This window comes from Nonomuraea angiospora, from assembly GCF_014873145.1.
In the GTDB taxonomy this organism is placed as follows: Bacteria; Actinomycetota; Actinomycetes; order Streptosporangiales; family Streptosporangiaceae; genus Nonomuraea; species Nonomuraea angiospora.
In genome coordinates this window covers 9,070,641-9,094,942 of sequence record NZ_JADBEK010000001.1, presented here as the reverse complement: position 1 = coordinate 9,094,942, position 24,302 = coordinate 9,070,641, and the positions used below count along the sequence as shown (strand labels likewise).

Annotated in this window: 22 protein-coding genes; 9 read left to right on the top strand and 13 right to left on the bottom strand. The window is 70.6% G+C overall.

Annotation, left to right across the window (positions count from 1 at the left end):
- Positions 1 to 66 precede the first annotated feature (66 nt).
- The 9 genes from H4W80_RS41965 to H4W80_RS41925 are packed head-to-tail and all read right to left on the bottom strand — an operon-like array spanning position 67 to position 5,952.
- A complete protein-coding gene (locus H4W80_RS41965; RefSeq protein ID WP_225963944.1) occupies positions 67 to 477 on the bottom strand; it encodes a pilus assembly protein TadG-related protein in 411 nt (136 codons plus the stop codon).
- On the bottom strand, positions 474 to 866 hold the full coding sequence (locus H4W80_RS41960; protein ID WP_192790136.1) for a TadE/TadG family type IV pilus assembly protein: 393 nt from the start codon (positions 864 to 866) through the stop codon (positions 474 to 476). Before H4W80_RS41960 ends, H4W80_RS41965 begins: the two co-directional genes overlap by 4 nt.
- Positions 863 to 1,291, bottom strand: coding sequence for a TadE family protein (locus H4W80_RS41955; protein WP_192790135.1), 429 nt, complete (start codon positions 1,289 to 1,291; stop codon positions 863 to 865). Before H4W80_RS41955 ends, H4W80_RS41960 begins: the two co-directional genes overlap by 4 nt.
- On the bottom strand, positions 1,278 to 1,508 hold the full coding sequence (locus H4W80_RS41950) for a hypothetical protein (RefSeq protein WP_192790134.1): 231 nt from the start codon (positions 1,506 to 1,508) through the stop codon (positions 1,278 to 1,280). Before H4W80_RS41950 ends, H4W80_RS41955 begins: the two co-directional genes overlap by 14 nt.
- Complete coding sequence (locus H4W80_RS41945; RefSeq protein ID WP_192790133.1) at positions 1,508 to 2,428, bottom strand: type II secretion system F family protein; 921 nt, start codon at positions 2,426 to 2,428, stop codon at positions 1,508 to 1,510. Before H4W80_RS41945 ends, H4W80_RS41950 begins: the two co-directional genes overlap by 1 nt.
- On the bottom strand, positions 2,421 to 3,266 hold the full coding sequence (locus H4W80_RS41940; RefSeq protein ID WP_192790132.1) for a type II secretion system F family protein: 846 nt from the start codon (positions 3,264 to 3,266) through the stop codon (positions 2,421 to 2,423). The genes H4W80_RS41945 and H4W80_RS41940 overlap by 8 nt, the downstream gene beginning before the upstream one ends.
- A gap of 4 nt (positions 3,267 to 3,270) precedes the next feature.
- Entirely contained in the window at positions 3,271 to 4,566 is a 1,296-nt protein-coding gene (locus tag H4W80_RS41935) for a TadA family conjugal transfer-associated ATPase (protein ID WP_192790131.1), read from the bottom strand.
- Positions 4,563 to 5,279 (bottom strand): hypothetical protein, encoded by a 717-nt coding sequence (locus H4W80_RS41930; protein ID WP_192790130.1) that lies wholly within the window; start codon positions 5,277 to 5,279, stop codon positions 4,563 to 4,565. The genes H4W80_RS41935 and H4W80_RS41930 overlap by 4 nt, the downstream gene beginning before the upstream one ends.
- A 1-nt stretch (position 5,280) precedes the next feature.
- The gene (locus H4W80_RS41925; protein WP_192790129.1) at positions 5,281 to 5,952 is read right to left on the bottom strand and encodes a hypothetical protein; all 672 of its coding nucleotides are present in this window, start codon (positions 5,950 to 5,952) and stop codon (positions 5,281 to 5,283) included.
- A gap of 1,015 nt (positions 5,953 to 6,967) precedes the next feature.
- Between H4W80_RS41925 and H4W80_RS41920 the strand changes: the two genes are divergently transcribed.
- Positions 6,968 to 11,950 (top strand): FtsK/SpoIIIE domain-containing protein, encoded by a 4,983-nt coding sequence (locus H4W80_RS41920; protein WP_192790128.1) that lies wholly within the window; start codon positions 6,968 to 6,970, stop codon positions 11,948 to 11,950.
- Between the two features lie 302 nt (positions 11,951 to 12,252).
- On the opposite strand, the gene H4W80_RS41915 is transcribed toward H4W80_RS41920, so the two are convergent.
- Positions 12,253 to 12,834, bottom strand: coding sequence for an ArsR/SmtB family transcription factor (locus H4W80_RS41915; RefSeq protein WP_192790127.1), 582 nt, complete (start codon positions 12,832 to 12,834; stop codon positions 12,253 to 12,255).
- Between the two features lie 361 nt (positions 12,835 to 13,195).
- Between H4W80_RS41915 and H4W80_RS41910 the strand changes: the two genes are divergently transcribed.
- Both H4W80_RS41910 and eccB read left to right on the top strand, forming a co-directional pair.
- Positions 13,196 to 14,659 (top strand): alpha/beta hydrolase family protein, encoded by a 1,464-nt coding sequence (locus H4W80_RS41910; protein WP_192790126.1) that lies wholly within the window; start codon positions 13,196 to 13,198, stop codon positions 14,657 to 14,659.
- A 943-nt stretch (positions 14,660 to 15,602) separates the two neighbouring features.
- Positions 15,603 to 17,018: a type VII secretion protein EccB gene (gene eccB / locus H4W80_RS41905; RefSeq protein WP_192790125.1), complete on the top strand. Its 1,416-nt coding sequence runs from the start codon at positions 15,603 to 15,605 to the stop codon at positions 17,016 to 17,018.
- Between the two features lie 299 nt (positions 17,019 to 17,317).
- Here eccB and H4W80_RS41900 read toward each other — a convergent pair whose 3' ends face one another.
- Both H4W80_RS41900 and H4W80_RS41895 read right to left on the bottom strand, forming a co-directional pair.
- Entirely contained in the window at positions 17,318 to 18,151 is an 834-nt protein-coding gene (locus tag H4W80_RS41900) for a hypothetical protein (protein WP_192790124.1), read from the bottom strand.
- A gap of 32 nt (positions 18,152 to 18,183) precedes the next feature.
- Complete coding sequence (locus H4W80_RS41895; RefSeq protein WP_192790123.1) at positions 18,184 to 19,260, bottom strand: hypothetical protein; 1,077 nt, start codon at positions 19,258 to 19,260, stop codon at positions 18,184 to 18,186.
- Between the two features lie 255 nt (positions 19,261 to 19,515).
- On the opposite strand from H4W80_RS41895, the gene H4W80_RS41890 reads away from it, so the two are divergent.
- From H4W80_RS41890 to H4W80_RS41865, 6 genes are read left to right on the top strand one after another with little or no spacing between them, the layout of a single operon-like run.
- Positions 19,516 to 19,857 (top strand): WXG100 family type VII secretion target, encoded by a 342-nt coding sequence (locus H4W80_RS41890; RefSeq protein WP_192790122.1) that lies wholly within the window; start codon positions 19,516 to 19,518, stop codon positions 19,855 to 19,857.
- A gap of 18 nt (positions 19,858 to 19,875) precedes the next feature.
- The gene (locus tag H4W80_RS41885; protein WP_192790121.1) at positions 19,876 to 20,187 is read left to right on the top strand and encodes a WXG100 family type VII secretion target; all 312 of its coding nucleotides are present in this window, start codon (positions 19,876 to 19,878) and stop codon (positions 20,185 to 20,187) included.
- 35 nt (positions 20,188 to 20,222) lie between these two features.
- On the top strand, positions 20,223 to 20,603 hold the full coding sequence (locus tag H4W80_RS41880; RefSeq protein WP_192790120.1) for a hypothetical protein: 381 nt from the start codon (positions 20,223 to 20,225) through the stop codon (positions 20,601 to 20,603).
- Positions 20,603 to 22,036, top strand: coding sequence for a glycine zipper domain-containing protein (locus H4W80_RS41875; protein ID WP_192790119.1), 1,434 nt, complete (start codon positions 20,603 to 20,605; stop codon positions 22,034 to 22,036). Before H4W80_RS41880 ends, H4W80_RS41875 begins: the two co-directional genes overlap by 1 nt.
- Positions 22,033 to 22,446: a hypothetical protein gene (locus H4W80_RS41870; protein WP_192790118.1), complete on the top strand. Its 414-nt coding sequence runs from the start codon at positions 22,033 to 22,035 to the stop codon at positions 22,444 to 22,446. The genes H4W80_RS41875 and H4W80_RS41870 overlap by 4 nt, the downstream gene beginning before the upstream one ends.
- Before the next feature lie 22 nt (positions 22,447 to 22,468).
- Entirely contained in the window at positions 22,469 to 23,812 is a 1,344-nt protein-coding gene (locus H4W80_RS41865) for a WXG100 family type VII secretion target (protein ID WP_192790117.1), read from the top strand.
- A gap of 44 nt (positions 23,813 to 23,856) precedes the next feature.
- Here the strand turns inward: H4W80_RS41865 and H4W80_RS41860 are convergent, their stop codons facing one another.
- A complete protein-coding gene (locus H4W80_RS41860; RefSeq protein ID WP_192790116.1) occupies positions 23,857 to 24,297 on the bottom strand; it encodes a YbaB/EbfC family nucleoid-associated protein in 441 nt (146 codons plus the stop codon).
- Between the last annotated feature and the right edge of the window lie 5 nt (positions 24,298 to 24,302).

Here is a 24,302-nt window from a genome sequence, read left to right as displayed (position 1 = left end):
CTCTCCCTTCCGCCGTCCAGGGTCGTGCTCGTACGCTCGCCGATCCATCGACCGGTGAGTTTCGGTCTATCTCGCTTCGGGTGCGGCCACGGCCTGGCCGGTCATCTCCCCGCCGGGGAAGCCGATCGCGCTCAGGAAGAACGCCTGCCAGCGCGCCGACACGCTGACCGTCACCTGCGCCTGCCCCTGGCCGACGGCGCACTCGCCGCGGGTCACGCCCTCGCCGCCCTGCGCGGCGACGATCTCGTCGGCCCTGGCGCACACCTGGTCCTCGCCGAGCAGCCGGGTCTGGCCGGTGGAGCGCAGGTGGTCGACGTCGATCTCGTCGGCGCCGGCCCGCGCCGCCTGCTCGGCCACGTCGGCCGCGCGCAGCCGGGCGTTGATCGCCGCGCCGCCGTCCACGAGGAGCCCGGCCAGCAGGAACACGACGACAGAGAACAACACGGTGAACACCGACATCGACCCCCGCTCGTTCATTCGACCCTCCTGAACTGCTCGATCGGCACCACCGCCGTGCCGGTCAGCCGCTTGACGCCGCCGAACCCCAGAAAGCCGAGGTCCAGCTCGCAGCTCACCTCGGCCTGGACCTGGCCGCCCTGCTCCCACGCGGAGCCGTCCAGCGAGACGGACGGGGACCCGCAGGGCCCGGTCAGCGTGCTGTCGGCGATGGCCTTGGCGGCGGCCTCGGCGTCGTCGAGCGTGCGCTGCACCGACGCCGCCCGGGCCGCGTCCCTGGCCGTCCCGTTGACCCGCCCCTGCGACTCCACCAGCACCCCCGCGCCCGCCAGGAACATGATGAACAGCAGGAAGAGCGGGGCCAGCATCACGGTCTCCACGGCCATGGAGCCGCGCTCCGCCCGCCTCACGAGCAGTCCCCGCCGCCGTTGTCCGGGCGGAAGCACTCGACCGGCCCGCCCGCGGTGGCGGTGATCGTGAACGTCAGCTCGGGCAGCAGCGGGATGACCTGTACGGCGCTGCCGGTCACGGTGACGAAGCGCTCGTCCGGCTCCTTCTCGGACGTCGTGGCCGTGGCGCCCTGGAGCAGCTTCGGGCCGACGGCCCGGATGATGTCGGTGGCCTTCGTGGTGGCCTGGCCCGGCCAGTCGCCGGAGTCGAACGGCGCCGCCCTGGCCACCCGCGCGCCCTCCTGGGCGGCGGCCTCCGCGACCTGGCGGGCGTGGAACCAGAGCGCGACCTGCACGATGAGCAGCGCGACCGCCAGGATGACCGGCATGAGGAGGGCCAGCTCGATCACCGTCGCGCCCCGCTCGTCCCCTTTACGGGTTGCCACCGGTGTCGCCGCCACCGCCGAAGGTGCCCGTGATGTCGCTCTGCTTCTGCTCGACCAGGCTCTTGATCAAGGTGGCCAGACCAAGGGCGACACCGGCGATGATGGCGGTGATGATCACCCACTCGACGGCCGAGGCCCCGCGGGTGGGGGCGGTGCGGGCGCGCTGGATGCGGACACCCAGGTACGCGGTGAGGTAAACGATCCAGGGATGGTTCATCAGGACCCCAACATCTTCATAGCGGCGGGAAAACTGAGAAAGATCACGAAACCGGCGCAGAGCAGCAGCTGGGCCACGAGCATCGACTGCGACCGCTCGCCGGCCCTGCCCTCGATCTCCGCCAGCTCGCGCCGGCGCAGCGTCGCGGCCCTCGCCGTCAGCGACGCGCGTACTTTGGCGCCGTCGTCGGCCACCAGGCCGAGCGCGGCGGACAGGTCGCGCAGCTCGTCGACGTTGATCTCCTCGCCGAGCTGGCCGAGCGCCTGCCACGGGGTGATGCCGACGATCCTGGCGCCGCTGAGCGCGTCGCGGATGCGGCCCATCGCCCAGTTGGGCTGCTCACCGCTGACCGAGACGGCCATCATCAGGGCCTCGGGGACGCCGCGGCCGCCGGCCAGGTTCATGGAGACGAGGTCCAGGAACGCGCCGACCACATGGCGGAAGTCGCGCCGCCTGGCCGCCGCGTCCTTGCGTACCTGGAGGTCGGGCAGGAAGAAGAACAGCAGCGCGACGAGCACGGCGGCCCAGAACGGGATGGCGAGCGAGGTGCCCCACTCCATGAGCACCAGCCAGCCGAGCAGCAGCGGGAAGGCGAGCAGACCGCTGGCCGCCAGCAGCACCTTGCCGGCCAGGAACGCCTCGAACGAGCGGCCGAGCAGCGCCAGGTCCGCCTTGATCGACCTGACCTCCCAGCCGCGGGCCGCGTACAGGCGGGCCAGGCGGGCGCCCAGGCCGCGGCGGAACGCGCTGACCTCCTCCTCGGGCAGCAGGAGCTGGATGCTCGGGCCGCCCGTGTCCTCGCGCACGGCGTCGAGCGCGAGCAGCCGCGCCACCAGCCCCGGGCGGGCCGGGAAGAGCGCCCGCAGCAGCACGAACAGGCCGAGCCCTAATACGGCTCCACCGAGCGCGCCCTCAACCATTGCCGCCGCCTCCTCCCATGAGCAGCCGGGTCGGCTTGTCGAACCTGGCCAGCCGCCTCATCCAGGCGAACCCGGCTCCGAACAGCCCCGCGACCACCAGGAGCACGGCCTGGCCCAGCAGGCCCTCGTACTCGGCCACGTAGGAGGGGTTGAACAGGATGAGGAGCCCTGCGAAGACGAGCGCGGTGATCACCACGATCTGGACGCTGCGCCTGGTCGCGCGGCGTTCGGCCTCGACGCGGCGGCGCATGTCGAGCTCCTCGCGGGCCGAGACGGCCAGCGCGCCCAGCACGTCGCGCAGGCCGGGGCCGCGCAGCCGGGAGTTGAGGATGAGCGCGGCCACCACGAGGTCGGCCGACGGGTCGTCGAGCTCGTCGGCGAACAGCGCCAGCGCCTCCGGCAGCGCCATCCTCGTGTGCAGCCGGTCGATCATGGCGCGCAGGTGGGGCCTGAGCATGGGCGCGGCGGCCCTGATGGACGACGGGATGGCCTGTTCGAGCCCGGCCGCGCCGGCGATCGTGTCACGCAGGGACTCGGTCCAGGCGGCGAGCCCTTCGAGCCGGCGCATGGCGGCGCGCTCCTCGGCGGCCCCGCCCGACAGGCCACGCCAGGCGAACACGAGCAGCACCGTGCCCACCGCCATGACCGGCCAGCCGGTGATGATCAGGACGAGCCCGGCCGCGACCGCGGCTATCGCGGTGCGGGTGGTCAGCATCTTGAGCAGGTGGCGCTTGGGCTGGGGCGGGCGGGGGCGCATGCCGTACAGGGAGATGAAGAACAGGAACAGGCCGCCGCCGGCGACCGCTCCGGCCAGCAGCGCGAACGGGTCGAAGATCACCTCGTCACCACCCCCCTGGCAGGTAGCCGTGGGCGGCGAGCTCGTCCAGGCAGGAGACCGGCGCGTGCGGGACGGCGGTGCCGTCGGGGCCCGGCACGAACACCTCGCTCGACAGGACGCGGCCGTCGCAGCCGTTGACCTCGCGGATGCTGGAGACGTAGCGGCGCAGGGTGCCGCCGACGTTGTAGTCGTTGCGCTTGGTGATGAAGACGACGAAGTCGATGGCGCCCGCGATGAGCATGTGGGTCGCGTCGATGGGCAGGCGCTCGCCGGCCTGCAGGGCGTAGGTGGAGATGCGGTTGAAGACCTCCATGCTGGAGTTGGCGTGGATGGTCGACAGGGAGCCGTCGTTGCCCTGCGTCATCGCGTTGAGCATGGTGACGATCTCGTCGCCGAGGACCTCGCCGACGATGACGCGGCTGGGGTTCATGCGGAGGGAACGTCTGACCAGCTCGGCCATGGAGATCTCGCCCTGGCCCTCGGAGTTGGGCAGGCGCTGCTCGAAGGCGACGACGTTGGGGTGGAGCTCGGGGAACTGGTCGAGGCCGAGCTCCAGGGCGCGTTCGACGGTGATGAGGCGCTCGGTGGGCTGGATCTCGTTGGCCAGGGCCCGCAGCAGGGTGGTCTTGCCGGCGTTGGTGGATCCGGCGATCATGATGTTCTTGCGGGCGGCGACGGCGGCCGTCAAGAACCGCGCAATGTCCCGACTTATCGTGCCGTTGCCTGCCAAGTCGGACAGGAAGACCTTGCCGAGGCGGGCGCGGCGGATCGAGACCGCCGGCCTGACGGTGACGTCCATGACGGCGCTCAGCCTGGAGCCGTCGGGCAGGCGCAGGTCGAGCTGCGGGTTGGCGGTGTCGAAGGGCCTGCTCGACAGGCCCGAGTACGCCGCCAGGATCTGGATGAGCTCGATCAGCTCGTCGTCGGACTCGGCGACCGGGTCGTGCATGACCTCCTGGCCGTCGGCGTAGCTGACGAACACCCTGTCGCAGCCGTTGATGTCGATGTTCTCGACCTGGGGGTCGTCGAGCAGCGGCTGCAGCCTGCCCACGCCGAACAGCGCGGCGTGGATGCCGGCCGCGAGCGCCTCTTCCTCCTCGACGGTGGGCGGCGTGCGGCCGAGGCCGATCTCGTTGCGGGCGTGCTCCTCCAGGACCTGGGAGATCAGCGCCCGGGCGAACTGGCGCTCGTCCTCCCCCGTCATCGGGGGCAGGCCGTTGGCCTGGTCGAGCCGGCGCTGGTGGGCCAGGCGGTCGCCGACCTCCTGGCGGAAGCGCTTGACCAGCGAGTGATCGATCATCGGTGGCTCACCAGCCTTCCTGCCAGGTCCCTCGCGGTGCGGATGAGCAGGGAGCGGTCGAGCCGTCCGCCCCACTGGCCGCGCAGCAGCTCGGCGCCCTTGGGGTCGTGCGCGAGGCCGTACACGTACTGGACGGCCGGGCCGACGATCCTGCGTACGTCGTCGATGGAGGCGCGGTAGTTGCGCGGGTCGGCGATCACGGCGACGCCGTGCGCCTTGGTGATCTGGAGGCGTTCGCGCAAATGGGCGACGTGGTCGAGGGTGGCTCTGGTGAGCAGCACGACCTGCTCGGCCTCGGCCATCAGGTCGCCGAGCTGCGCGTGCGCGCCGAGGCGGCCGCAGTCGGCGATCACGTCGGCGTTCGGGATGCCGGCGAGCGCCCTGCCCAGCGGGCCCCACAGCCAGGTGAGCCCGGCGGCCTGCTCGCCGTGCGTGAGCCCGACCAGCACGTCGAGACCGCCGACGATCTTCTGCGTGTGCTGGTGGATCTGGGCGGGCTCCAGCCCGCGCCGCGCGGTGGCGCCGAGGGTGAGCAGGCCCTTGCCGGGGTTCAGCACGCCGCCGTCGGCGGCCGGGAGCCGGTAGGCGAGGTCACCGCCCGCCGGGTCGCATTCGGCCAGCAGCACGGGGCGCGGCCACACCGCCGCCAGGGCGGTCGCCGCGGTCGTCACACCCGGCGCGCCCTTGTCGGCGGCCAGTACGATCAGCGCCACGTCAGCGTGCCCCCGGTAGCTCGGCCACCGCGATCTCACCGCTGGAGGCGAACGCCACTATTTCCGGCGACGCTGATGAATCCACTATTACCGTGATCTGACCGGAATTCGTCGTCCTGGACTTGTCGCCCACCGAGAACACGAGAGCGCTTTCCGCCAGCACCTTCGTTTGTCCCTGGCCCGACCGGCTCGGCACATATATCACCTGCACCCGGTCTCCGGCCTCCACTCCGGCGGGCATTTGCCCTGGCTTGAGGGCCAATCCGACGGTCGCCTTTCCCGGGCCGAGCTCGCTGCTCTGCTTGACGCCCATCCGGCTCGTGAACAGCGTGCCGGGGAGGATCGTGACGGTCGCGAAGCTGTTCTCCACCTTGCCCCGCTCCGACCAGCTCACGTAGTCGACGCCGCTGTCGGCCGCGATCTGGACCTCTTCCAGCATCTGCGCGGTGAACTTCTGTCCCGCGCCGACCTGCTGGGTCACCCGGATCGCGGAGACGCGGTCGCCGCTGCGCAGCACGAGCAACGTCGTGGCCAGCGCGCCGCCCAGGATCAGCAGAACGGCAAGGGCGGCCAGGGCCGGTTTGCGTTCGCGAGGGGGCACGGGGAGCTTGCGCGAGGCCGGGCCGGACAACCCCGCCGCCGCGTTGACGGCAGGCTTTTCACTGGTCCTCATGGGTCGGGGGCTCCCAATTGAATCGTGGAATTGCCGCCATTATGTGGGGCGGGGAGGGCGCGCGGGGGCGGAATGCGAGGACCCATGCTTGTTTCGCAGGTGACGGGACGTCAATACCGAATAATCGATGCCGATTCTTTCTATCGAGTTGACGAACAGCCATTTCTTCAGCTAGTCACCACCCCAATACCACTGACCACATCCATTTACTTGCATCCCACCGGAATCGCCAACCACATAACTCAATCCGCCACCTTCACCCCCAGCGCCGGCGCCGCCCTTCACAGCTCAGCCCCCAAGAACCCGCCACCGCCACCCACTTTCCGGCGCCTCCACCACCACCGCACATCCACCCCACAAGGGCTCCTTCGGCTCACAGGCGTCGCAGCCCGTTCACATCGGTCCCACAGGGCCACCAACCCCGTGGGCACATCGGTCCCAGGGGGCCACCAGCCCCGTGCGCACATCGGTCCCAGGGGGCCACCAGCCCCATGCGCACATCGGCCCCAGAGGTCCCACTGGTCCCATGCGCTCACGCCGGTCCCACCGGCAGGTCCTACGGATCCCACGGGCGCGCGTCGGCGAGACGTTGCACGGCGCAGCCCGGCGCAACGCGAACGACGCCCAGCCAGCCGCCCCGACGCCACCCCATCCCTCGATCCCCCGCCAACCGCCCCGACGCCACCCCATCCCTCAATCCCCCGCCAGCCACCCACGCCCACCCGCCCCCCCAATGACCGCCAATCACCCATCAACACTCACGGCCGGACGCAACGCCCCGCGACCTAACCAAACGGACACCAATGCCATACACCGCACCCCCACCCCCACCACCCCCGAGCAAGCCACCCAACCCCGCCAAAGAGCGGAGACCGCTTATCCACAGCCATCGGGAGCCCCAACCCCCGCTCATCCCCAGCCCCAGCCAGCCATGCCATTGCCGTCAACCACCCCGCCTACCCTCGCTTCGGGCGCTACCTTTGGGCGCCCGAGATCCGAGCGAGGAGACGGCATCATGCGGATCATGCTCACCGTGCTCGGCGGGCAGGGCGACCGTGACGTCGTGATCGACGGCGACGACGGCGCCACAGTGGCGAGGGTGAGCGAGGCGCTCAACGATCACGGGCCGCTGGCGAAGGTCGTCCGCCTGCCCAAGGCACGAGCCCCCTACGGGATGTCGGCCCCTCAGGACGCCGGCGCCCACGTGCCGCACCCCCGCCGCCCGGAGCCCACCGCGACCCAGGCGGTCACAGCGCAACCGAGCGCCGCGGGGACCGGGACGGCGCCGGTGCTGTGGCGTGACGGCCGCCCCCTCGACCCTCGCGCCAGGGCCACCGCCGTGCTGCGCGACGGCGACAAGATCACGCTGGACCCCGCGCTCGCCCGCGAGACCCTCGTCGAGGAGCCGGGCGGGGTGGCCGAGGTGCGCGTGGTGGGTGGCCCCGCCGCCGGCGCCGTACACCGGCTGGGCCTGGGCGTGCACGTCATCGGCTCCGACCCGATGTGCGCCATGACCACCGCCGACCCTGCCCTCGCCCCGGAGGCGGTGACCGTACGCGTGACACCGGACGCGATCACCATCGAGCGCGCCTGGCGGCAGCCCGACGAGGCGCCCAGGCTCAAGCTCAAGGGCCGGTGGGCCGAGGAGGTCGCCGAGCTCACGGCCCGGGTCGCGGAGCGGGAGGCGGCCGAGCTGGCCGCCGACTACGGCGAGGTGCCCGAGCTCGACGGCCGCCCGCTCACGGAGCGGACCGAGTGGCCCGACCAGGCCGTGCTCACGTGTGGTTCGTCGGTGTTCGTGCTGACGTCGATCGAGCCCAAAGACGCGCATCTGGCGCCCAGGAGCGAGGGCGGCGTGTCCTACAACCGCCCGCCCCGGCTCCGGCGCTCCGAGCCCGAGCGCAAGTTCGTCAAGCCCAAGGAGCCCTCCAGGAACGAAGGCCTGCGCCTCCAGCTGCTCGCCGCCCTCCTGCCCGCCGTGCTCGGCGTGACGCTCGCGTTCGCCCTGAAGCAGCCTTACTACCTGCTCGTCGCCCTCATGACCCCGGTCATCATGATCGGCCAGTGGTGGAGCGACCGCCGCCACGGCAAGAAACAGCACAAGAAGGCGCTCAAGGAGTACCACGAGCAGCTTCAGGCGTACGACGAGGCCGTCGAGCGGGCGAGGATGGCGGACGAGGCGGCCCGCAGGTCGGACGCGCCCGACCCGGCGCAGGTGCTGCTCACCGCCACGGGGCCGCGCAGGCGGCTGTGGGAGCGCAGGATCCACGACGCCGACTCGCTCAGGCTCAGGGTCGGGCTCGCCGACCTGCCCGCCAACCTGGAGCTGTCTGAGGAGCAGGGCGGGCCCATCGATCCGCCGATGTGCCACTCCGTTCCGGTGGCGCTGCCCATGCGCAGGCTGGGCGTGGCGGGCGTCACGGGCCCGCGCGCCGCGGCGACCAGCCTCGCGAGCTGGCTGATCGCCCAGGCCGCGACCCTGCACAGCCCCCGTGACCTGGCCATCGTGATCGTGTCCGCGCACGCCGACGGCGAGCGCCGCTGGGGCTGGATGCGCTGGCTCCCGCACTGCACGCCGCGCGCGGGCGAGGAGTGCGTGGCACTGGTCGGCACCGACCCCGAGTCGGCCGCCCGCCGCGTCTCCGAGCTCGCCGCCCTCATCGACGAACGCCAGAACACCGCGATCCCCGAGCTGGGCAAGATCCCCACCGGCTGGGACGACCTCGGGGGCCCGGAGAAGCCCACCTTCTCCTCGTACGACGTGCGCCCGTACGACGTCCTGGTGATCCTCGACGGCGCCCAGGTGCTGCGCGGCCTGCCCAACATGCCGCAGGTGCTGCGCCAGGGCCCGCGTTCGGGGGTGTTCACGCTCGCCATCGACGACGACCAGCGGCTGCTGCCCGAGGAGTGCCAGACCGTGGCCGCGTGCGGCACGGACGGTCTCGTACGCCTGCGCGGCGGCGGCCTCGACGCCATCGGCCCGATCCTGGGCGACCTCGTCTCCCCGACCTGGTCCGACCGGCTGGCCAGAGCCCTGTCCCCGATCCGCGACGTGAGCAGGGACGACCCGTCGGGCAACCTCCCCGACGCCGTCCGCCTGCTCGACCTGATGCGCATGCCCAGCCCGTCCGGACAGGAGCTGGCCGGGCGATGGCGTGCCCAGGGCTCCACGAGCGCGCTGATCGGCATCGGCCCCGAGGGGCCGTTCTCGGTCGACCTCAGGCTCGACGGCCCCCACGGCCTGATCGCCGGCACCACGGGCGCGGGCAAGTCGGAGCTGCTGCAGACGCTGATCTGCTCGCTGGCGGTGGCCAACCGGCCCGACCAGCTCACGTTCGTGCTGATCGACTACAAGGGCGGCGCCGCCTTCAAGGAGTGTGTACGCCTGCCGCACACGGTCGGCATGGTCAGCGACCTCGACGGCCACCTGACCCAGCGGGCCCTCGACTCGCTGGCGGCCGAGATCCGCCGGCGAGAGCGGCTGCTGGCGGCGGCCGGGGCCAAGGACATCGAGGACTACACGGGCACGGGCATGCCGCGCCTGGTGCTGATCATCGACGAGTTCGCCGCCCTGGTGGCCGAGCTGCCCGACTTCGTCACCGGCCTGGTCGACATCGCCCGCCGTGGCCGCTCGCTGGGCATCCACCTCATCCTGGCCACGCAGCGCCCCGCGGGCGTGGTCACGGCCGACATCCAGGCGAACACGTCGTTGCGCATCGCCCTGCGCGTGACCGAGCCCGCGGAGTCCTCCGACGTCATCGACCTCCCGGACGCCGCCCACATCTCCAAGTCGACGCCCGGTCGCTGCTACGTCCGTTCCGGCGTGGGGGCCGCGACCGCCGTGCAGACGGCCAGGGTAGGAGGCCGCAGCCCCGCCCCGGGTTCGGCGGGCCCGCTCGCCGGGCCGGGCGCCGCCATCAGGGTGCTGGAGGTGAGCTGGCGCTCGCTGGGCAAACCCCTGCCGCCCCCGCCGGAGCCGGAGGAGGACTCGACGGTCACCGACCTCTCCCTGGTCGCCAACGCCCTCATCGAGGCCACCCACCTGGCCGCGGTCCCCGTCCAGCCCAGCCCCTGGCTCGATCCCCTCCCCACCCACTTCGTCCTGGACCTCCCGGCCCTCACCACGCCATCCCCGGCCACCGCCTCCTCACCTTCCAGCGGCTCCCCTACGCCTCAGACAACACCTCCCAACCCGCCACCGAAAGACGCTTCCCGGCACATTCCAGGGATCGCCGCCCGCCCCCATGACCCCGTCCAGGTCTCCGTGAAGGGCTCGGCCCAGCCTTCCCTCGGCCTCCCCGCACACCCGCCCACAGGTCACCCCGCGCTTCACCCAGCGACCCACCGCGCCTCCGGAGGTTCGAAAGGCCCTCTACCGAGCGGCACACACCCTGACCACCCCTTCCCCTCCCACCCGGAGCCCCATGGCGCGGCATCCCCATCGGGTGCGTTCGTCGAAGTCCCGCCCCTGCCTTACGGCCTGACCGACCGACCATGGGCGCAGGACCGCTCCCCTCTCGCGCTGGACCTGGCCAACGGAGGCCACCTGCTCATCGCCGGGGCCGCCCGCTCCGGCAGATCGACGGCACTACGCACGATCGCGGGCTCCATCGCGGCCCACGCCTCCCCGGAAGACGTCCACGTCCACGCGGTCGACTGCGGCTCCGGGGCGCTCCTGCCCCTGGTCACGATGCCCCACTGCGGCGCCGTCGTGACCCGCGACCAGATCGACCGGGTCGAACGCCTGCTCACCCGCCTGCGTGCCGAGGTGGGCCGCCGCCAGCAGCTCCTGGCCGAGGCGGGGCACGCCTCCCTTGCCGAATACCGCCAAGCCGGCCACCGCCTGCCCTGGCTGGTGTTCATGCTCGATCGCTGGGAGGGCTTCGTCGCCGCCTTCGAGAGCTACGACTACGGCCGCCTGATCGAGTCGCTGCTCCAGCTCATGCGCGAAGGCCCGGCGGTCGGGTTCAGGGCCGTGGTCACCAGCGACCGGTCGGGCCTGCTCGGCCAGGTCTCGACCGTCTTCGACGACCGCCTGCTCCTGCGCCTGTCGGACTCCTCCGACTTCGGCCTGGCCGGCTTCCCCCTCAAGGGCTTGCCCTCGTCGATGCCACCCGGCCGAGCGCTCTCGATGGGCGAGCACGGCATCGTGGAGCACCACATCGCGCTGCTCTCCCCCGACCCGTCGGGCCCGGCCCAGGTCGCCGCCTTCCAAGCCCTGGCCCGCACGCCGGATGCGGAGAGCCCTCGACGAGGTCACGGGCGGTCCGCTGGCGCCGCCCGGGGCGGCCGGCAGTGGAACGGCGAGCCCCCCTTGCGAGTGGACGCCCTCCCCATGCGCGTCACGGCCTCCCAAACACTCGCCCTGGACGCGACGTTCACACCCCCGTCCCCGTTGTGGGCACTGATCGGTGCCGGCGGCGACGCCCTGGCCCCGCTCGGGCTCGATTTGCTGGCCCACGGTCCCGGCGCCGTGATCGCCGGTCCGTCCCGCTCCGGCCGCTCGTCCGTCCTGCTGACCGCCGCCCATTCGCTCATCGCCCGGGGCACGCCCGTCATCGCCGTCGCGCCCAGACGCAGCCCGTTAAGGGAGCTGAACGGTGCACTGGCCGTGCTGGACGGCAACGCCGCCAACCTGCCGGAGCTGGTGGCGGAGCTGGAGCAGTACGTGGTGCTGGTGGACGACGCCGAGCTGATCAACGCGGACGGTCCCCTGGGGATGGCGCTGGAGGAGGTGCTCCGGTCGGGCCGGGACGGCGATCACGGGTTGCTGATCGCCGGCACGACCGGGGATCTGGCCGTCGCCTATCGCGGGTTCGTCGCCGAGACGCGCAAGGCCCGCACCGGGGTGCTGCTGGCCGTCCAGAACCAGGCCGACGGCGACATCTTCTCGATCCGCCTCCCCCGCGGAACGGTCGGCGGCCCCCCTGGCCGAGGCTTCCTGGTGAGAACGGGCAACATCACCCCCATCCAAGCGGCACTCCCCGACGACGACTGACGTACGAGGCCGGGAGTCGGCCCCGACGCCCCGGGACCGCCGGCTACGAGACTGACCTTCCGCGCGCGGCGGGGCCCGCCATCACAGACCTCCGCCCTGGAAGCCCCCGTCGTAGTGCCCGGCGTGATGCTGGTGCTCCGCGAGAGGACTTCCTGTGATGTTGGGGTGTGCCCGGATCCTCGGCGGGTGCGGCTTGGCGGGCATGGAGGGCGTGTGCAAGAGCCCGTGGACAGGTGCAACTGGCAAGACTTGGAGGGTGGTGTCAGGGCTCGTCGGCGGGTGGGTTGTGTGGGCGTGGCGGGTCAGGGCTCGTCGGCGGGGAGGGTGAAGAAGCGGACGTAGATGGGGCGGGCGTCCGGAGGGGCGTCCTCTGGCCGGTGGCTGTACTTGAGGAGCAGCGCGATGTAGGCGTTGTAGAACTCGTTCAGCTCCTCCTTCGTCATGCGGGCCAGGCCCCTTGAGCCCCTTGCCCAGTCGGGGTCGGCGCGGTAGGCGGCCGGGAAGCGTTCCATGAGGGCGCGGTCCTCCTCGAACCCGATCCTCAGGAACTCGCCCAGGACCGCGCGGTCCTCCGGGGCGAGTTGGTCGGGCGTGGGGAAGCGCATGTCCCTGGGGATCTCGGCGCGGCGCCACCAGCGTTCGCGGCCGGACGAGCGTTCGGGGATCTCCTCGATGAAGCCGTACTTCTCCAACTGGCGCAGGTGGTAGCTCGTGGTGCCGGTCTTGGCGCCGAACAGCTCGCCCAACGTGGTGGAGGTGGCGGGGCCGTGGATGTTGAGGTGCGTCAGCATGCGGCGGCGCATGGGATGGGCCAGGGCCTTGAGCCTGTCCGGGTCGTCGAGGATGAACGGCTCGTGGTCGTCCTTCGTCTCGTCCTCCTTCATGAGGAGGAGGGTAGTCCTCGCGAACGATATCTGCAGACTTCTCTTTGCCGAGATTTCTCTGCAGAGTATGTTCGGCGGTATGCGAAAGATTCTTGCGGTGGTCGCCGCCACCCTTCTGGCGGCCGGACCCTCCGGTGGTTCTTCACTGTTCGGCACTTCCGTGGCGCATGCTGCGGCCGGCTCTCCTTCGGAACACTTAGCGGTCGGATTCTCGGCCGAAAACGTCGCAGGACAAGGCGTCCGGGAGCGGGGATCCGGGGCCGGGCAGGTCGGAGATGGAGTCGGGGCCCACTCCGGCGCTGGACAGCTCGGCGGTGGCGTCGTGGCGCACTCCGGTGCTGGGCCCGGTGGAGGGTGGGACGTGCCCGACGACCTGGCGGCCGCCGAGGTGAGCTTCCCGGGGAGTGGTGGGCTGGTGCTGCACGGCAGCGTGATCAGTCCGGCGGGGGCTCGGGCGCGGAGCGGGCGGGCCGGGGTTGTGCTGGTGCACGGGGCAGGGACCGGGACCAAGCGGGACAAGCTGCTGGGCGAGGCCGTGGCGTTCGCCCGCCAAGGGCTGTCAGTGCTGATCTACGACAAGCGTTCCGAGGGGTATTCGCTGTTCGAGAGGTCGTACTCGCAACTGGCCGACGACGCCCTGGGTGCCGTACGGACGCTGCGGCGGCAACCGGGGGTCAATCCGGCGAAGGTCGGGATCTGGGGCCTCAGCGAGGGTGGATGGGTGGCGCCGCTGGCGGCGTCGCGGTCCAAGGACATCTCGTTCGTGATCCTGGTGGGCGCCAACGGGCTGCAGCCGCTACGGCAGCAGACCTGGGCAGTGGCGGCAGGGTTGCGCAAGGCGGGGGTGCGCGGGTCCTTCGTCGATCGGGCCGAGCCCACGATGTACCGGGTGATCGCGGACGCCGGGATGTTCCCCGAGCCCTACTACGACCCGGAACCGGTCATCGCGAGCCTACGGCAGCCCGTGCTCGGGATCTGGGGCGTACACGACCTGCTGACGCCGCCCCGTGAGACGCCGCCCATCTTCGCCAGGGCCTTGGAGAAGGGAGGAAACCGGCAGTACACGTTCCGGTTCTTCGCGGATGCGGATCATGCCGCGCATCGGACGCCTGATGGTGGGGTCACGCGACTGCCCGAGCTCGCTCCTGGTTATGCGGAGCTGGTCGGCAGTTGGGTGGGAGAGGCGACCTCGGGGCGGGCGCCGGTGGCGCAGGTGACAGGGCCTGCGCCGGTCCAGGCGGACGACAGTGTGGCGGTGCCGCCTGCCGGGTGGTGGGAGTCGGCGGGCGTTCAGGGCGCGGCGCTGGTGTTGTTCCTGGTCGCGTTCGGGGGGTATCCGGTGGGGGCGCTGGTACGCCGGCTCCGGCGGCGCGGCGGGGTGTCGTCTCGCAACAGGGCGGGGCGGGGTGAGGCCCCGCCCGTCAACAGGGCAGGGCATGGCGAGGCGGCGGTCATCAGCAGGGATGGCCAGAACGAGGCGTCGTCCGTCAACAAGGCGGGGCAGGGGAAGGCGGCGCCCGTCAAGGGGGCGTGGCTGATCAGTGCCGGTGGGCTCGCGGTGGTGGTGGGCGGGTTCCTGTACTTGTTCTACTCGATCATGACCGGGGGGAAACTGGCCTCGCCGGGGCCTCTGGTGGTGGAGCGGCCTCTCATCTGGCTGGCGCTCCAGGCTCTCGCGATCGCGACCGTCGCGGGCACCGTCCTGACCGGCGTACGGTGGCGCCGGTCCGCTGCGGCCGGCGAGAGGGTGCGGGTCGGGCTGCTGATGGCGGGCGGCGTCGTGTTCATTCCGTGGGCGCTGTACTGGGGGTTGCTCCTCCCTTAGGCGGAAGGGCACCGGGGTGAGAACTGTGTGCGGCTTGGGCTGCGTGACCTGACATGCGAAGGGCGAGGGAAGGCGACCTGAGGCATGGGAGGCGCGAGGGCGAGCGGAGCTTGGGTCAGAGAGACCCGACCGGGCTGCGATCGAGGGGCTGAGGACGACGCTGGGACGGCGCTGGAGGCGCTACGCCAGCAGGCGGCACGGGCTTCGGCCAGGTACGGGATGGGGGCGGGTTGGAAAACGCCGGGCGAGCTGGGGCGGCGAGGCGGAGGTGACGCTGGCAGCGGAGGTGGCGCTGGGAGCCGCCAGGCGGGCGGTGGTCGCAGAGCGCCGTGGCCAGCAACGGGCGAGTCCAGAGCGACCCGAAGCACCAGGCGGCGAGAAGGCGGCGCCGACGACGGGCGAGCCGAGAGCCGCCCGAAGCACCAGGCGGCGAGAAGGTGGGGCCGGCGACGGGTGAAGCTGGGGGTGGCCCGAAGCCTTGGGCGCTGGTTGACGGAGCTGGCGCGGATCAGCGCGATGGAAGCTGCGACGCCAGCGGCGATCTTGGCCGCTGCGGCCGGCAGCCGACGGACTGAGAGCAGCCCAAAGCGCCGAGCGGTGATCGAGGGAACTGGCCCGGATCAGCGCGATGGAAACTGCGAAGCCAGCGGCGATCTTGGCCGCTGCGGCCGGCAGCCGGCGGGCTGAGGTGGGTTAGACGCGCCGGGCCAGGTGGTGGCGGAGGGGCTGGGACGGCGCTACGCCGGGCAGGGGTGGGGCTGGCAGCGGGCCTCATGAGGGCGGGTCGGAGCCTAGGGCTGGCGGGGTCAAGGGGCCGAGTGAAATTGCCGGGGGTGGAACCGACGGCGGGGTGGGTGAAGGGGGGGCGGGAATTGGGAGGATTGGGGCGGGTGGGGTTTGGGGCGTTTATGCTGATGCGCGGATTCTGACGCGGGGAGGCGCTGTGCAGACCAAGAAGGACCTCTACCAGGCACACCGCTTGATGCAGCAGAGGCTTGGCATGGCGCTCCTGCAGGCCGAGCCCGACGTCCCCGAGTCCCCCATGCGCCGGCAGAACGTCGCCACGTTCGGCGGGATCCTGATCGGGGTCCTGGTGATGGCGGTGTTCGGGATCTGGGGGCTGGTGCGGCCCGGGAACGCGACCAAGCTGACCGACCCGGGGCAGTTGCTGGTGGAGGAGGAGAGCGGGGCCAAGTTCATCTACAGCCAGCAGCAGCGCCGGCTGCTGCCGGTGGCGAACTACGTGTCGGCCAGGCTCGTGCTGGACGCCGGGGAGATCAACACCCGGAGCGTGAGCGCCGCCTCGCTGGCCGGGTACGCCAGAGGGCCGCTCATCGGGATCTCCGGGGCGCCCGACTCGCTGCCCGACCGGAAGAAGCTCGTCAAGGCGCCGTGGTCGGTGTGCGTGGTGGAGGGGCCCGACAGTACGGGCGGGCGCAAGCCGTACACGACCCTTGTCGGGGGCACTGACCTCGGCGGGAGGCCCGTGGGCGGGGACGCGATGGTGGTCTCCGACGGGGAGCAGAACTGGGTGATCTGGGGTAATCGCCGCATGCGCGTCAACGAGCACGGCGTGCGGGCGCTCAACGCGCAACCCAGGAAGGTGCCGGCGGCATGGCTGCAGGCGCTGCCGGTCGGCCGCGACTTCAAGGGCCCCAACGTGGCGAACCTCGGCAGGAAGGTACGCGCCAACGGGAAGGTCACGGCGGCGGTGGGGCAGGTGTTCGTGGTCCCGGCCATGCCGGGCACGGCCGCTCGGTGGTACGTGCTGCTCAACGACGGCCTGGCGCCCATCTCCCCCGTCCAGGCCAGGCTCCTGCTGGAGGACCCGAACATCAAGAAGGCGTACGGCAACCGGGTGGCGCGGGAGATCCAGATCGACGCGGCCTCGGCCAATGCATCGCCCTCGCGCCAGAACGTCATGGACCCCACCCTGCCGACGACCATGCCCAAGGTGATCAACGTGTCCGGCTCGACGCCGCTCTGCTCGGTGTATCCGAACACGGCGGCCGGCTCGGTCGTGGCCAAGGTGACGGTCGGCAGCAGGGTCACGATTCCGACGCCGTCGAGCTCAGGCGTACAGGACCGCTTCGACCAGGTGCTACTCCCGCCGGGCAGCGCCGTGGTGGCCGGGGTGCTGCCCGGCGAGGGCCAGCTCAGCGCGGTGCCGAGCGTGCTGGCACTGATCAGCGATCAGGGGGTGCGCTATCCGATCCCGTCGGCTGACGTGCTGGCGAAGCTCGGGTATGACGCCGCGGACATCGCGCCTGTGCCGACGAACATCATGCACGCGATCCCGCAGGGGCCGACGCTGGATCCCGCCGCTGCCATGGTGCCCCTGACCGTCGGCAGCCGGTAGGCCCGTCCGGAGGAAAGTCCAGGCCCGGGTTCAGGGGTGGGTCCAGGCTCGGGACTGGCTCCGGGGCCGGTGGTGGCTCAGGGCTCGGGGTGCGGCGGTGGCTCAGGGGTGCGGGGGCGGGGTGCGGTTGGTGGTTCAGGGTGCGGGGTGGGCTCGGGTCTGTGTCCGTGTCTGTGTCCGAGCCCGCTCGCGGGCGCTTCCCGATGAGCGGGCCGGACCAGCCTGACGGGCACAACCGGTCACCCGCCGGCACGATACGCGCGGCTGGGCTCCCGTTGGCTCGGCAGGGATGGGCGGGGTCAGAAGCCGAATTCTGGCAGCATCGAGTCGTCCACATTGGGCATCTGCGGTGTCGGATTCTTGACGATGTCCGCCTTGCTGGGGTCCCAGATGGCGCTGGCGTTCATCAGGTTGGGCGTGCCGGTGGACGGCATGGCCTTCAGGAACGGAAGGTCCTTGGTGAACTGGTTGAAGGCCGTCCCCGCGAGTCCCAGGTAGAGGGTGACCTTCATGATGAGCTTCCAGTGTTGCTTGAAGACCGTCTGCAGGCACCTGTAGACGCTCATCACCCCGCGGATGATCGCCGCCTCCCACGCCTGCCCCCCTGGGACGAAACGTACGGCGAGCACGATCCCCGCCATCACCGTCAGAATGCCGGCGATGATGTCGCACAGCACCGCCACGACGTGGAACGCGGTGGCCGAGCACTTGAGCGTCTCCCCGCAGGCGATGCGGTTGTTGTCGAGCTTGTCCAGTTGCGCGTCGAGCTCGTTGACCTTCTGCACGAACGACGCGTAACCCCGGCCGGCCCAGTCGCTGTTGTCGCCGATCTCCTTGGCCATCCGCTTCAGCTCGCCGCGAAGGTAGGCGAGGTCGCTGAGGCTCCCTGAGTTGCCCGTCGGGACCAGGAGCGACGTCTGCTGGGCGGGCTTCGCCCCCACCGCCATGGGCGGGTGCCAGTCCTTGTTGTCGCCCTGCGACATGTTGACCGGCGTCTTGTCGTTCCACTGGTCCGCCGCCCGGCTCTGCTCGGCGGGGTCGGCGATCACCAGGCTCATGAGCCCGAGGATGGGCGCCGCGTACGGCATGACGACCGTCGCCGCCGCAGTGGCCGCCCAGGCACTGCGGAACATCCAGACATCCGCTTCGTAAGCCACCTGCTCGCCTATTCCTCCCTGCCGAGCACTGCCGGCGTGATGTCCTCGTCCGTCTCCCAGACCGCCTCGTCCTCGCCGAGGTGGGGGCCGCGCTCGCGGTCCTTCTCCTCCTGGCCGGCTCCGCCGCCCATCCCGGGCGACATGGGGTAGAGCGGCATCCCGCTGTTCAGGGCGCGGGCGATGCTCCCCGGCGCGCCCGTGCTCGTACTTGGCGTGCCACCGCCGGCGGTGTATCCCACCCCGGTCTCCGGCACGCCGACCGACGTGCGCGGCACGGAGGCGCGCGGGTCGTAGCCGGGGGTGCTGGGGACCTGCGGCGTGGTCGTGGTCGGCAGGCTGGGGTTGAGGCCTTCCAGGTTGGTCTTGGGCGTCTGGTTGAGGGCGCTCAGGTCGGGCGTCTTGACGTCCGGCTGCTTGATGTCGGGCTGGTCAAGGTTGGGCTGGTCGATCTTGGGCTGGTCGATGTTCGGTTGATCGATCTTGGGTGGATCGATGTTGGACCCCGGGATGTCTGGCTTAGGAATGTCAGACCCAGGAATGTCCGGCTTCGGGATGTCGGACCCGGGGATGTCCGGCTTCGGGATGTCCGTCGAGGGCTTGTCAATCTTCAGGTCGTCGGGGTTGACGCTGCTCTTGGGCAGGCCGCCCAGGCCTGGGCCCTTGGGCAGGCCACCGCCGCCCAGCGGGCCCGGCCTGCCGGGGCCTCCTGGGCCTTTGCCGGCCTTGCTGGCCTCCTCGGCGTCCTTGCCGTTGGTGGCCGCGTCGGCGAGCGCCTGCTTCCACGAGTCCAGCACTTCCTTGGCCTGTTTCAGCGCCTCGACGGCGCCGTCTCGGACCGAACGATGCGCCACGTTGAGCCCGCCGCCGATCACGCCGAAGGTGAACTGGTGCATGTCGATGGCGCCGGTCTTCTGACTCATCGAGGTCAGGTCGTCGCCGTAGCTGCCTACGTTCTTCCCCAGCGTGTTGACGCTGGAGTACTTCATCGCAAAGTCGGGATCCTTGGTACGCGGGTCGACGGTCGCGCCGCCGAGCCCGTTGAGCCCGTTCAGGGCGCTCGAGTAGGGATTGCTGTCGTCGGCCACGTGCCCCCCTTGTCACGATCGGCCCATACGTTACGCCAGCCCCAGATGTGCCGTACAGACAGATACGGCGCGTTACCACTCACCAGGAGCAAGGGCCCAAATGCCTACATTCTGTCAATACACTCCCCATCCGCCTCGAAGATATGGAAAATTAACGTGATCACATGCGACGCTAGTGATGGATGTTCACTAATGTGACCAAACGGGCCGACTCCAGTAGTCGGCTGGAGTCAGCCGACCAGCAAGGGAGGGACTGTGGGGGCACAACCACAGGCTCAAGTAAGTGAAGCCGATCTCATCGCCGCCGTCACCCGCATCGAGGACGCCGCCGAGCGCCTGCGTGGCATCCAGCAGCAGCTCGACCAGGCCGGCATCAGCCTCAAGGCGCACTGGCTGGGCCAGTCGGAGGCCGCGTTCGACGCCGTCCACAAGAAGTGGCACGAGCGGATGGACGTCATCCTGGGCAGCCTGCGCCGCCTGGCCGAGAACATCGGCACCAGCAACAAGAACTACCAGGCGTTCAACCAAGAGCGGACCGAGGCGATGAACCAGATCGCCAACATGATCAACGTGCAGTTCGACTCGCGTCTCAGCTAGCAGCAAGGGGAGGCCGCGATGCCCGCGGATGACATCTTCGACGTTACAAAGGTCAACTACTCCGGCCTCAGCCAGGGTGAGACCGACTTCGCCAAGGCGTTCAACGACATGGTGACCGAGCTGGACAACCTGGAGCGGGACCTGCTCGCCAAGAGCGCGATCTGGCAGGGCGAGGCCAAGACCGTCTTCGACGAGGTCAGGCAGCTCTGGGAGCGCGAGGCCAACGACATGTCGCAGTTCATCGACCTGATGAAGAAGAACATCAACGTCACGAACCTGAACATGCAGCAGGTCGACAGGATCAACTCCCAGATCTTCGACGGCAAGTAAGGCGTAGCGCGGGGGCCGACTCCAGAGGGGGGAACATGGGCAGCGACAACGGCGGTGTTGAGCTCAGCCGGAGGGCGATCAAGGCGGCCAAGGCGGACCTGGAAGAGGCCCTCGCCATGCTGGATCCCGGCCACGAGGCCGGCAAGACCGGCGGCAGCGGCGCCGTGCAGGCCATCTTCACGGGCTCCGGTCCCGTCGAGCAGTTGAGCGGCGACCCCGACGCCCTGGGCGGGTTCTGGCCGGCGGCCATGGGCTTCCGGCAGAGCACCACCAACGCCGTCACGACCGTCACCAGCACCTACTCGAACATCACCGGCCAGGTGGCGAACGTCATCGGCCTCCTCGAGCAGGCGTTGAAGAACTACGACGGCGCCGAGGTGGACAGCGAGAGCCGGTCGAAGGCGATGCAGGTCTGATGGCGGAGTATCAGGCGGCCATCAGGGGCCAGATCGGCAGCCTCGAGTTCGAGGGTGCGACGCTCGATCTGCTCCGCGACACGCTGGCCAAGAACAAGCCCCAGCTCATCGGCCAGGCCGCGGCCGAGTTCCTCGAAGCCAAGGTACGGCTCGACAATCTCGTCGACGTGATCGACAAGCATCTGCGGGAGCTGGACAAGCACTGGACCGCGGGCGAGGACGCCAAGACCGTCAAGACGCAGCTGCGCAGGCTGCGCGAGGCGGCGGCGGACATCTCGACCACCATCAGCGACCAGCCCGTCGATCCCAAGAACCCCCCGAAGAACCCGCACGGTGTCGCCCCCGCGCTCATCGTCCACGCCCGGACGTTGTCGGCGGCCAAGGGAGACGTGCCCGACAACCCCGGCAGCGACATCGACTTCGGTGAGGCCGCCGTCACGGGCGGCGTGGCCGGGGCCGCCATCGGCTCCTTCTTCGGCGGCGTGGGAGCCGTGCCGGGTGTGGTGATCGGCGCGGGCGTGGGCGTCCTCGTCGGCGGCATCACCCGCTTCATCAGCGACCTTCCCTTCGCCAACCTCTGGGGCGACTCCAAGGAGGAGAAGGACATGAAGAAGGCCGCCGAGGCCATCAAGCTGCTGAGCCAGGACACCAAGCTCAACAACGACGTGTTCCCCGCCGAGCTCAGGACCGACATCCCGCAGTTCATGACGCTCGCGCCGAACGTTCCCACCGGCCCGTTCGGCGGGAAAACCGGGATCGGCGGCAACATCCCGGCCGGCCTCAATCAGGCGTACGACCCGACGGCCGGCTTCGACGGCCTGAACCAGGACGGCCTGCAGGACCTCAGCCGGCACCAGATCCCGGGCATCGACATGAACAACCCGACGAGCACGTTCCCCGACGGCGGCACGGTCGGGACCGTGGGCACGGGAATCGGGAACGGCCAGAACGGGAACGGCGGCAACGGCCAGAACGGCGCGGGCAACGTCCCCGGCCTGACCGACCCCTCCAACGCCCTGAACGCGAACGCGAACGTGAACCCGAACCTGAACGGCTCCCAGAGCCCGAACGCCGGGAACCCGACGACGACCCTGGCCGGGATGCCCGATCCGTCCCTGTCCGGCCCGTCCACCAGCCTGCCCACCACGGGCATCGGCAGCCCGCACAGCGGCTACACCACGGGAGGGAGCAGCTTCGGCGGGGGTGGAGGCCAGGCTTCCGGGGCGGGCAACAACGTGAGCGCGGCCGCCCTGCGCGGCCTGGGCGGCGGCCCCTCCGCGGTCTCGGCGGTCCCGCCGTCCGGCGGCCGGGGCGCCCAGGAGCGGGGGGAGATGGAGCGGACCACGTACCTCCTGGAGGACGAGGACCTCTTCAGGAGCGACGTGACGACGACCAACCACACCATCAAGGGTGACTCGAAAGGCAAGGCGTGAGCGTTCCGAAGGACAACGACTCGCCGGTCCCGGGACTGGAGCTCGCCAAGGACTTCCCCGGGCTCGGCGGGAACAGCGGCGGGCAGTACGCGGATCACGAGGGGATCAGGGACGTCGTCTCGAGGCTGCGCAAGAACCTGGGCTCCGTGCACGGCAACCCGCAGCCGTCGATGAGCGCCACGTGGAGCGGCCCCGGCACGATCAGCGAGGTGGAGGGGCTCGGGAACGTCGGGCCGGAGTCAACTGGCACGTGGGAGGTGGCCAGCAACTTCGGCGCCAACTTCGAAACGGCGTACAAGGTGTTCGGCGAGAGCTACAGCCAGCTCGTCGACTACGTCGAGAAGTGGGCCGACGCGGTCGAGCAGGCCGTCTCCAACTACGAAAAAGGGCACCGGGACAGCAGTGCGTGAGTTAACGGCAGGGATGGCGTAGATGGGTGACGAGTGGAAGCCGATCAGGCTCTATACCTACCTCGGCGAATCCAAGCCCGGCCCCCTCACCACCAGGGCCCAGATCGTCTCCTATTTGAAGGACACCGACCCGGGCCGCATCGAGAACGCCGGAAACAGCTACGTCAAGGCCGCCGCGGTACTCCACGGCAAGAACGGGCTCGAGGGCGCGCTCTGGAAGGCCGCTGAGGAGCTCTCCGCAGTCTGGCGCGGCGATGGGGCCACCGCGGCGCTGGAGGCGCTGCGGCTGCTGCACGCGAGCGCCGCCGCGCTCGGCGACGCCATGGAGAAGACCGGCAAGCCGATGGTCGAGTACGCCCAGCAGCTCAGGACGTCCAAGACGAGCATGCCTGGGCCCACCACCCTCAGCACCACGACCGATGTCGACAACGAGCCCTCGACGAACGTCAACCTGCAGTGGGGCACCAGCGCCGGATATCTCGTGGACCAGGCGGCCCGGGCGCATCTGGAGAAGCTCAACAACAAGATCAACGAGCTGAACGCGCAGATCGCCGACGGCCTGGCGTTCAAGCTGCCCGAGATCCAGCCCATGGTGGTGGAGACCCAGAAGCAGCAGCCCCTCGACCCCGGCAGCGGCACCAAGACGCCGTCGGGCGAGACGAGGTACTGGACCGGCGACGGCTCGAAGGGCTCGACCGGCTCCGACGGCACCAGCAGCGGCGGCGGTCGTGACGGCTCCGACGGCTCCAACGGCTCCGACGGCAAGGGCGACCAGAACCCCGGCAAGGACCAGGACCCGGGCCGCGACGATCCGGGCCAGGACCCGGGCAAGGGTCAGGACGATCCGTCCACGGGAACCCAGGACCCCGGCAACCCCCAGCAGCCGGGCACCGGCCCCGGCACCGGCGACTCGCCGCAGAAGCCCGGGGACCAGGACCAGAGCGTGCCTCCGGTGATCGGCGCCGACCCGCCGAAGACCCAGCTCGCCGACGCCGGAAACCCGAATTTCCCGACCACCACCACGACCACGACGCCGACCACGGGTTACCCGCACCAGTCCACGCCCACCGTGCTCACCAACCCGACCACCACCCAGGTGCCGACGAGCACCCCGTTCTCCCCGGTTCCGGGGCAGAGCCCCGGCGGCGCGAACACCTGGTACGGCACGGGCGGCTCGGCGGCGGGGGCGGCCCCGTCGGTGCTCCGCGGCGGATCGGCGGCCTCGGGGACGGGGCTCATGGCGTACCCGCCGGGTGGCATGGGCGCGGGCGGCGACCAGAGCAGCGAGCGCAACCGCGAGATCTACGACCCCGAAGGGGACATCTGGTCGCCCCCGCACCAGATCGGCCCCGACCGCATCGGCTGACAAAGGCCAAAACGCCCGGCTCACGCCACGTGAGCCGGGCTTTGTCAGCCCTCCATGCGCTGCCGGATCCTGTCCAGCTCTCCCATGAGGTCCTCGTACGTGCGGTTGTAGGCCGCCTCGGCCTGCCGTACCAGCTCCAGGCCGCCCTCGGGGTTCTGGGCGAAGCGCATGGGGTTGTTCTCCTCGCCGAAGACGTTGCCCATCTCCTCCGAGATCCGCCGCTGCAGGTCGGCGTTGGCCTCGGCGATGACGGCCTTGATGCGCTCGGCCAGGTCGGCCGAGTTGAGGCGCATGGCCTTGGGGTGCAGGACGAGCTCCTTGAGCCCCGTGCTGCCGCACTCGGCCGTGACGAAGCCGTCCTCGTCCTGGGCGTGGCCCGTCAGGTCCTGCAGGACCTGCTGGAACTCGCCGGCCCGCGCCATCTGCTGGTCGGCGTTCCGGAGGATCCGGTCGATGTCCAGCGCCCCGAACTCCCGCTCGATCATCCCTC

What these genes read in the sequence shown, in the direction of transcription:
- H4W80_RS41965 (WP_225963944.1), bottom strand. Translation starts at nt 477, where the DNA reads ATGAACGAGCGGGGGTCGATGTCGGTGTTCACCGTGTTGTTCTCTGTC.
- H4W80_RS41950 (WP_192790134.1), bottom strand. Translation starts at nt 1,508, where the DNA reads ATGAACCATCCCTGGATCGTTTACCTCACCGCGTACCTGGGTGTCCGC.
- H4W80_RS41945 (WP_192790133.1), bottom strand. Translation starts at nt 2,428, where the DNA reads ATGGTTGAGGGCGCGCTCGGTGGAGCCGTATTAGGGCTCGGCCTGTTC.
- H4W80_RS41935 (WP_192790131.1), bottom strand. Translation starts at nt 4,566, where the DNA reads ATGATCGATCACTCGCTGGTCAAGCGCTTCCGCCAGGAGGTCGGCGAC.
- H4W80_RS41925 (WP_192790129.1), bottom strand. Translation starts at nt 5,952, where the DNA reads ATGAGGACCAGTGAAAAGCCTGCCGTCAACGCGGCGGCGGGGTTGTCC.
- H4W80_RS41920 (WP_192790128.1), top strand. Translation starts at nt 6,968, where the DNA reads ATGCGGATCATGCTCACCGTGCTCGGCGGGCAGGGCGACCGTGACGTC.
- H4W80_RS41915 (WP_192790127.1), bottom strand. Translation starts at nt 12,834, where the DNA reads ATGAAGGAGGACGAGACGAAGGACGACCACGAGCCGTTCATCCTCGAC.
- H4W80_RS41900 (WP_192790124.1), bottom strand. Translation starts at nt 18,151, where the DNA reads ATGTTCCGCAGTGCCTGGGCGGCCACTGCGGCGGCGACGGTCGTCATG.
- H4W80_RS41885 (WP_192790121.1), top strand. Translation starts at nt 19,876, where the DNA reads ATGCCCGCGGATGACATCTTCGACGTTACAAAGGTCAACTACTCCGGC.
- H4W80_RS41880 (WP_192790120.1), top strand. Translation starts at nt 20,223, where the DNA reads ATGGGCAGCGACAACGGCGGTGTTGAGCTCAGCCGGAGGGCGATCAAG.
- H4W80_RS41875 (WP_192790119.1), top strand. Translation starts at nt 20,603, where the DNA reads ATGGCGGAGTATCAGGCGGCCATCAGGGGCCAGATCGGCAGCCTCGAG.
- H4W80_RS41865 (WP_192790117.1), top strand. Translation starts at nt 22,469, where the DNA reads ATGGGTGACGAGTGGAAGCCGATCAGGCTCTATACCTACCTCGGCGAA.
- H4W80_RS41860 (WP_192790116.1), bottom strand. Translation starts at nt 24,297, where the DNA reads ATGATCGAGCGGGAGTTCGGGGCGCTGGACATCGACCGGATCCTCCGG.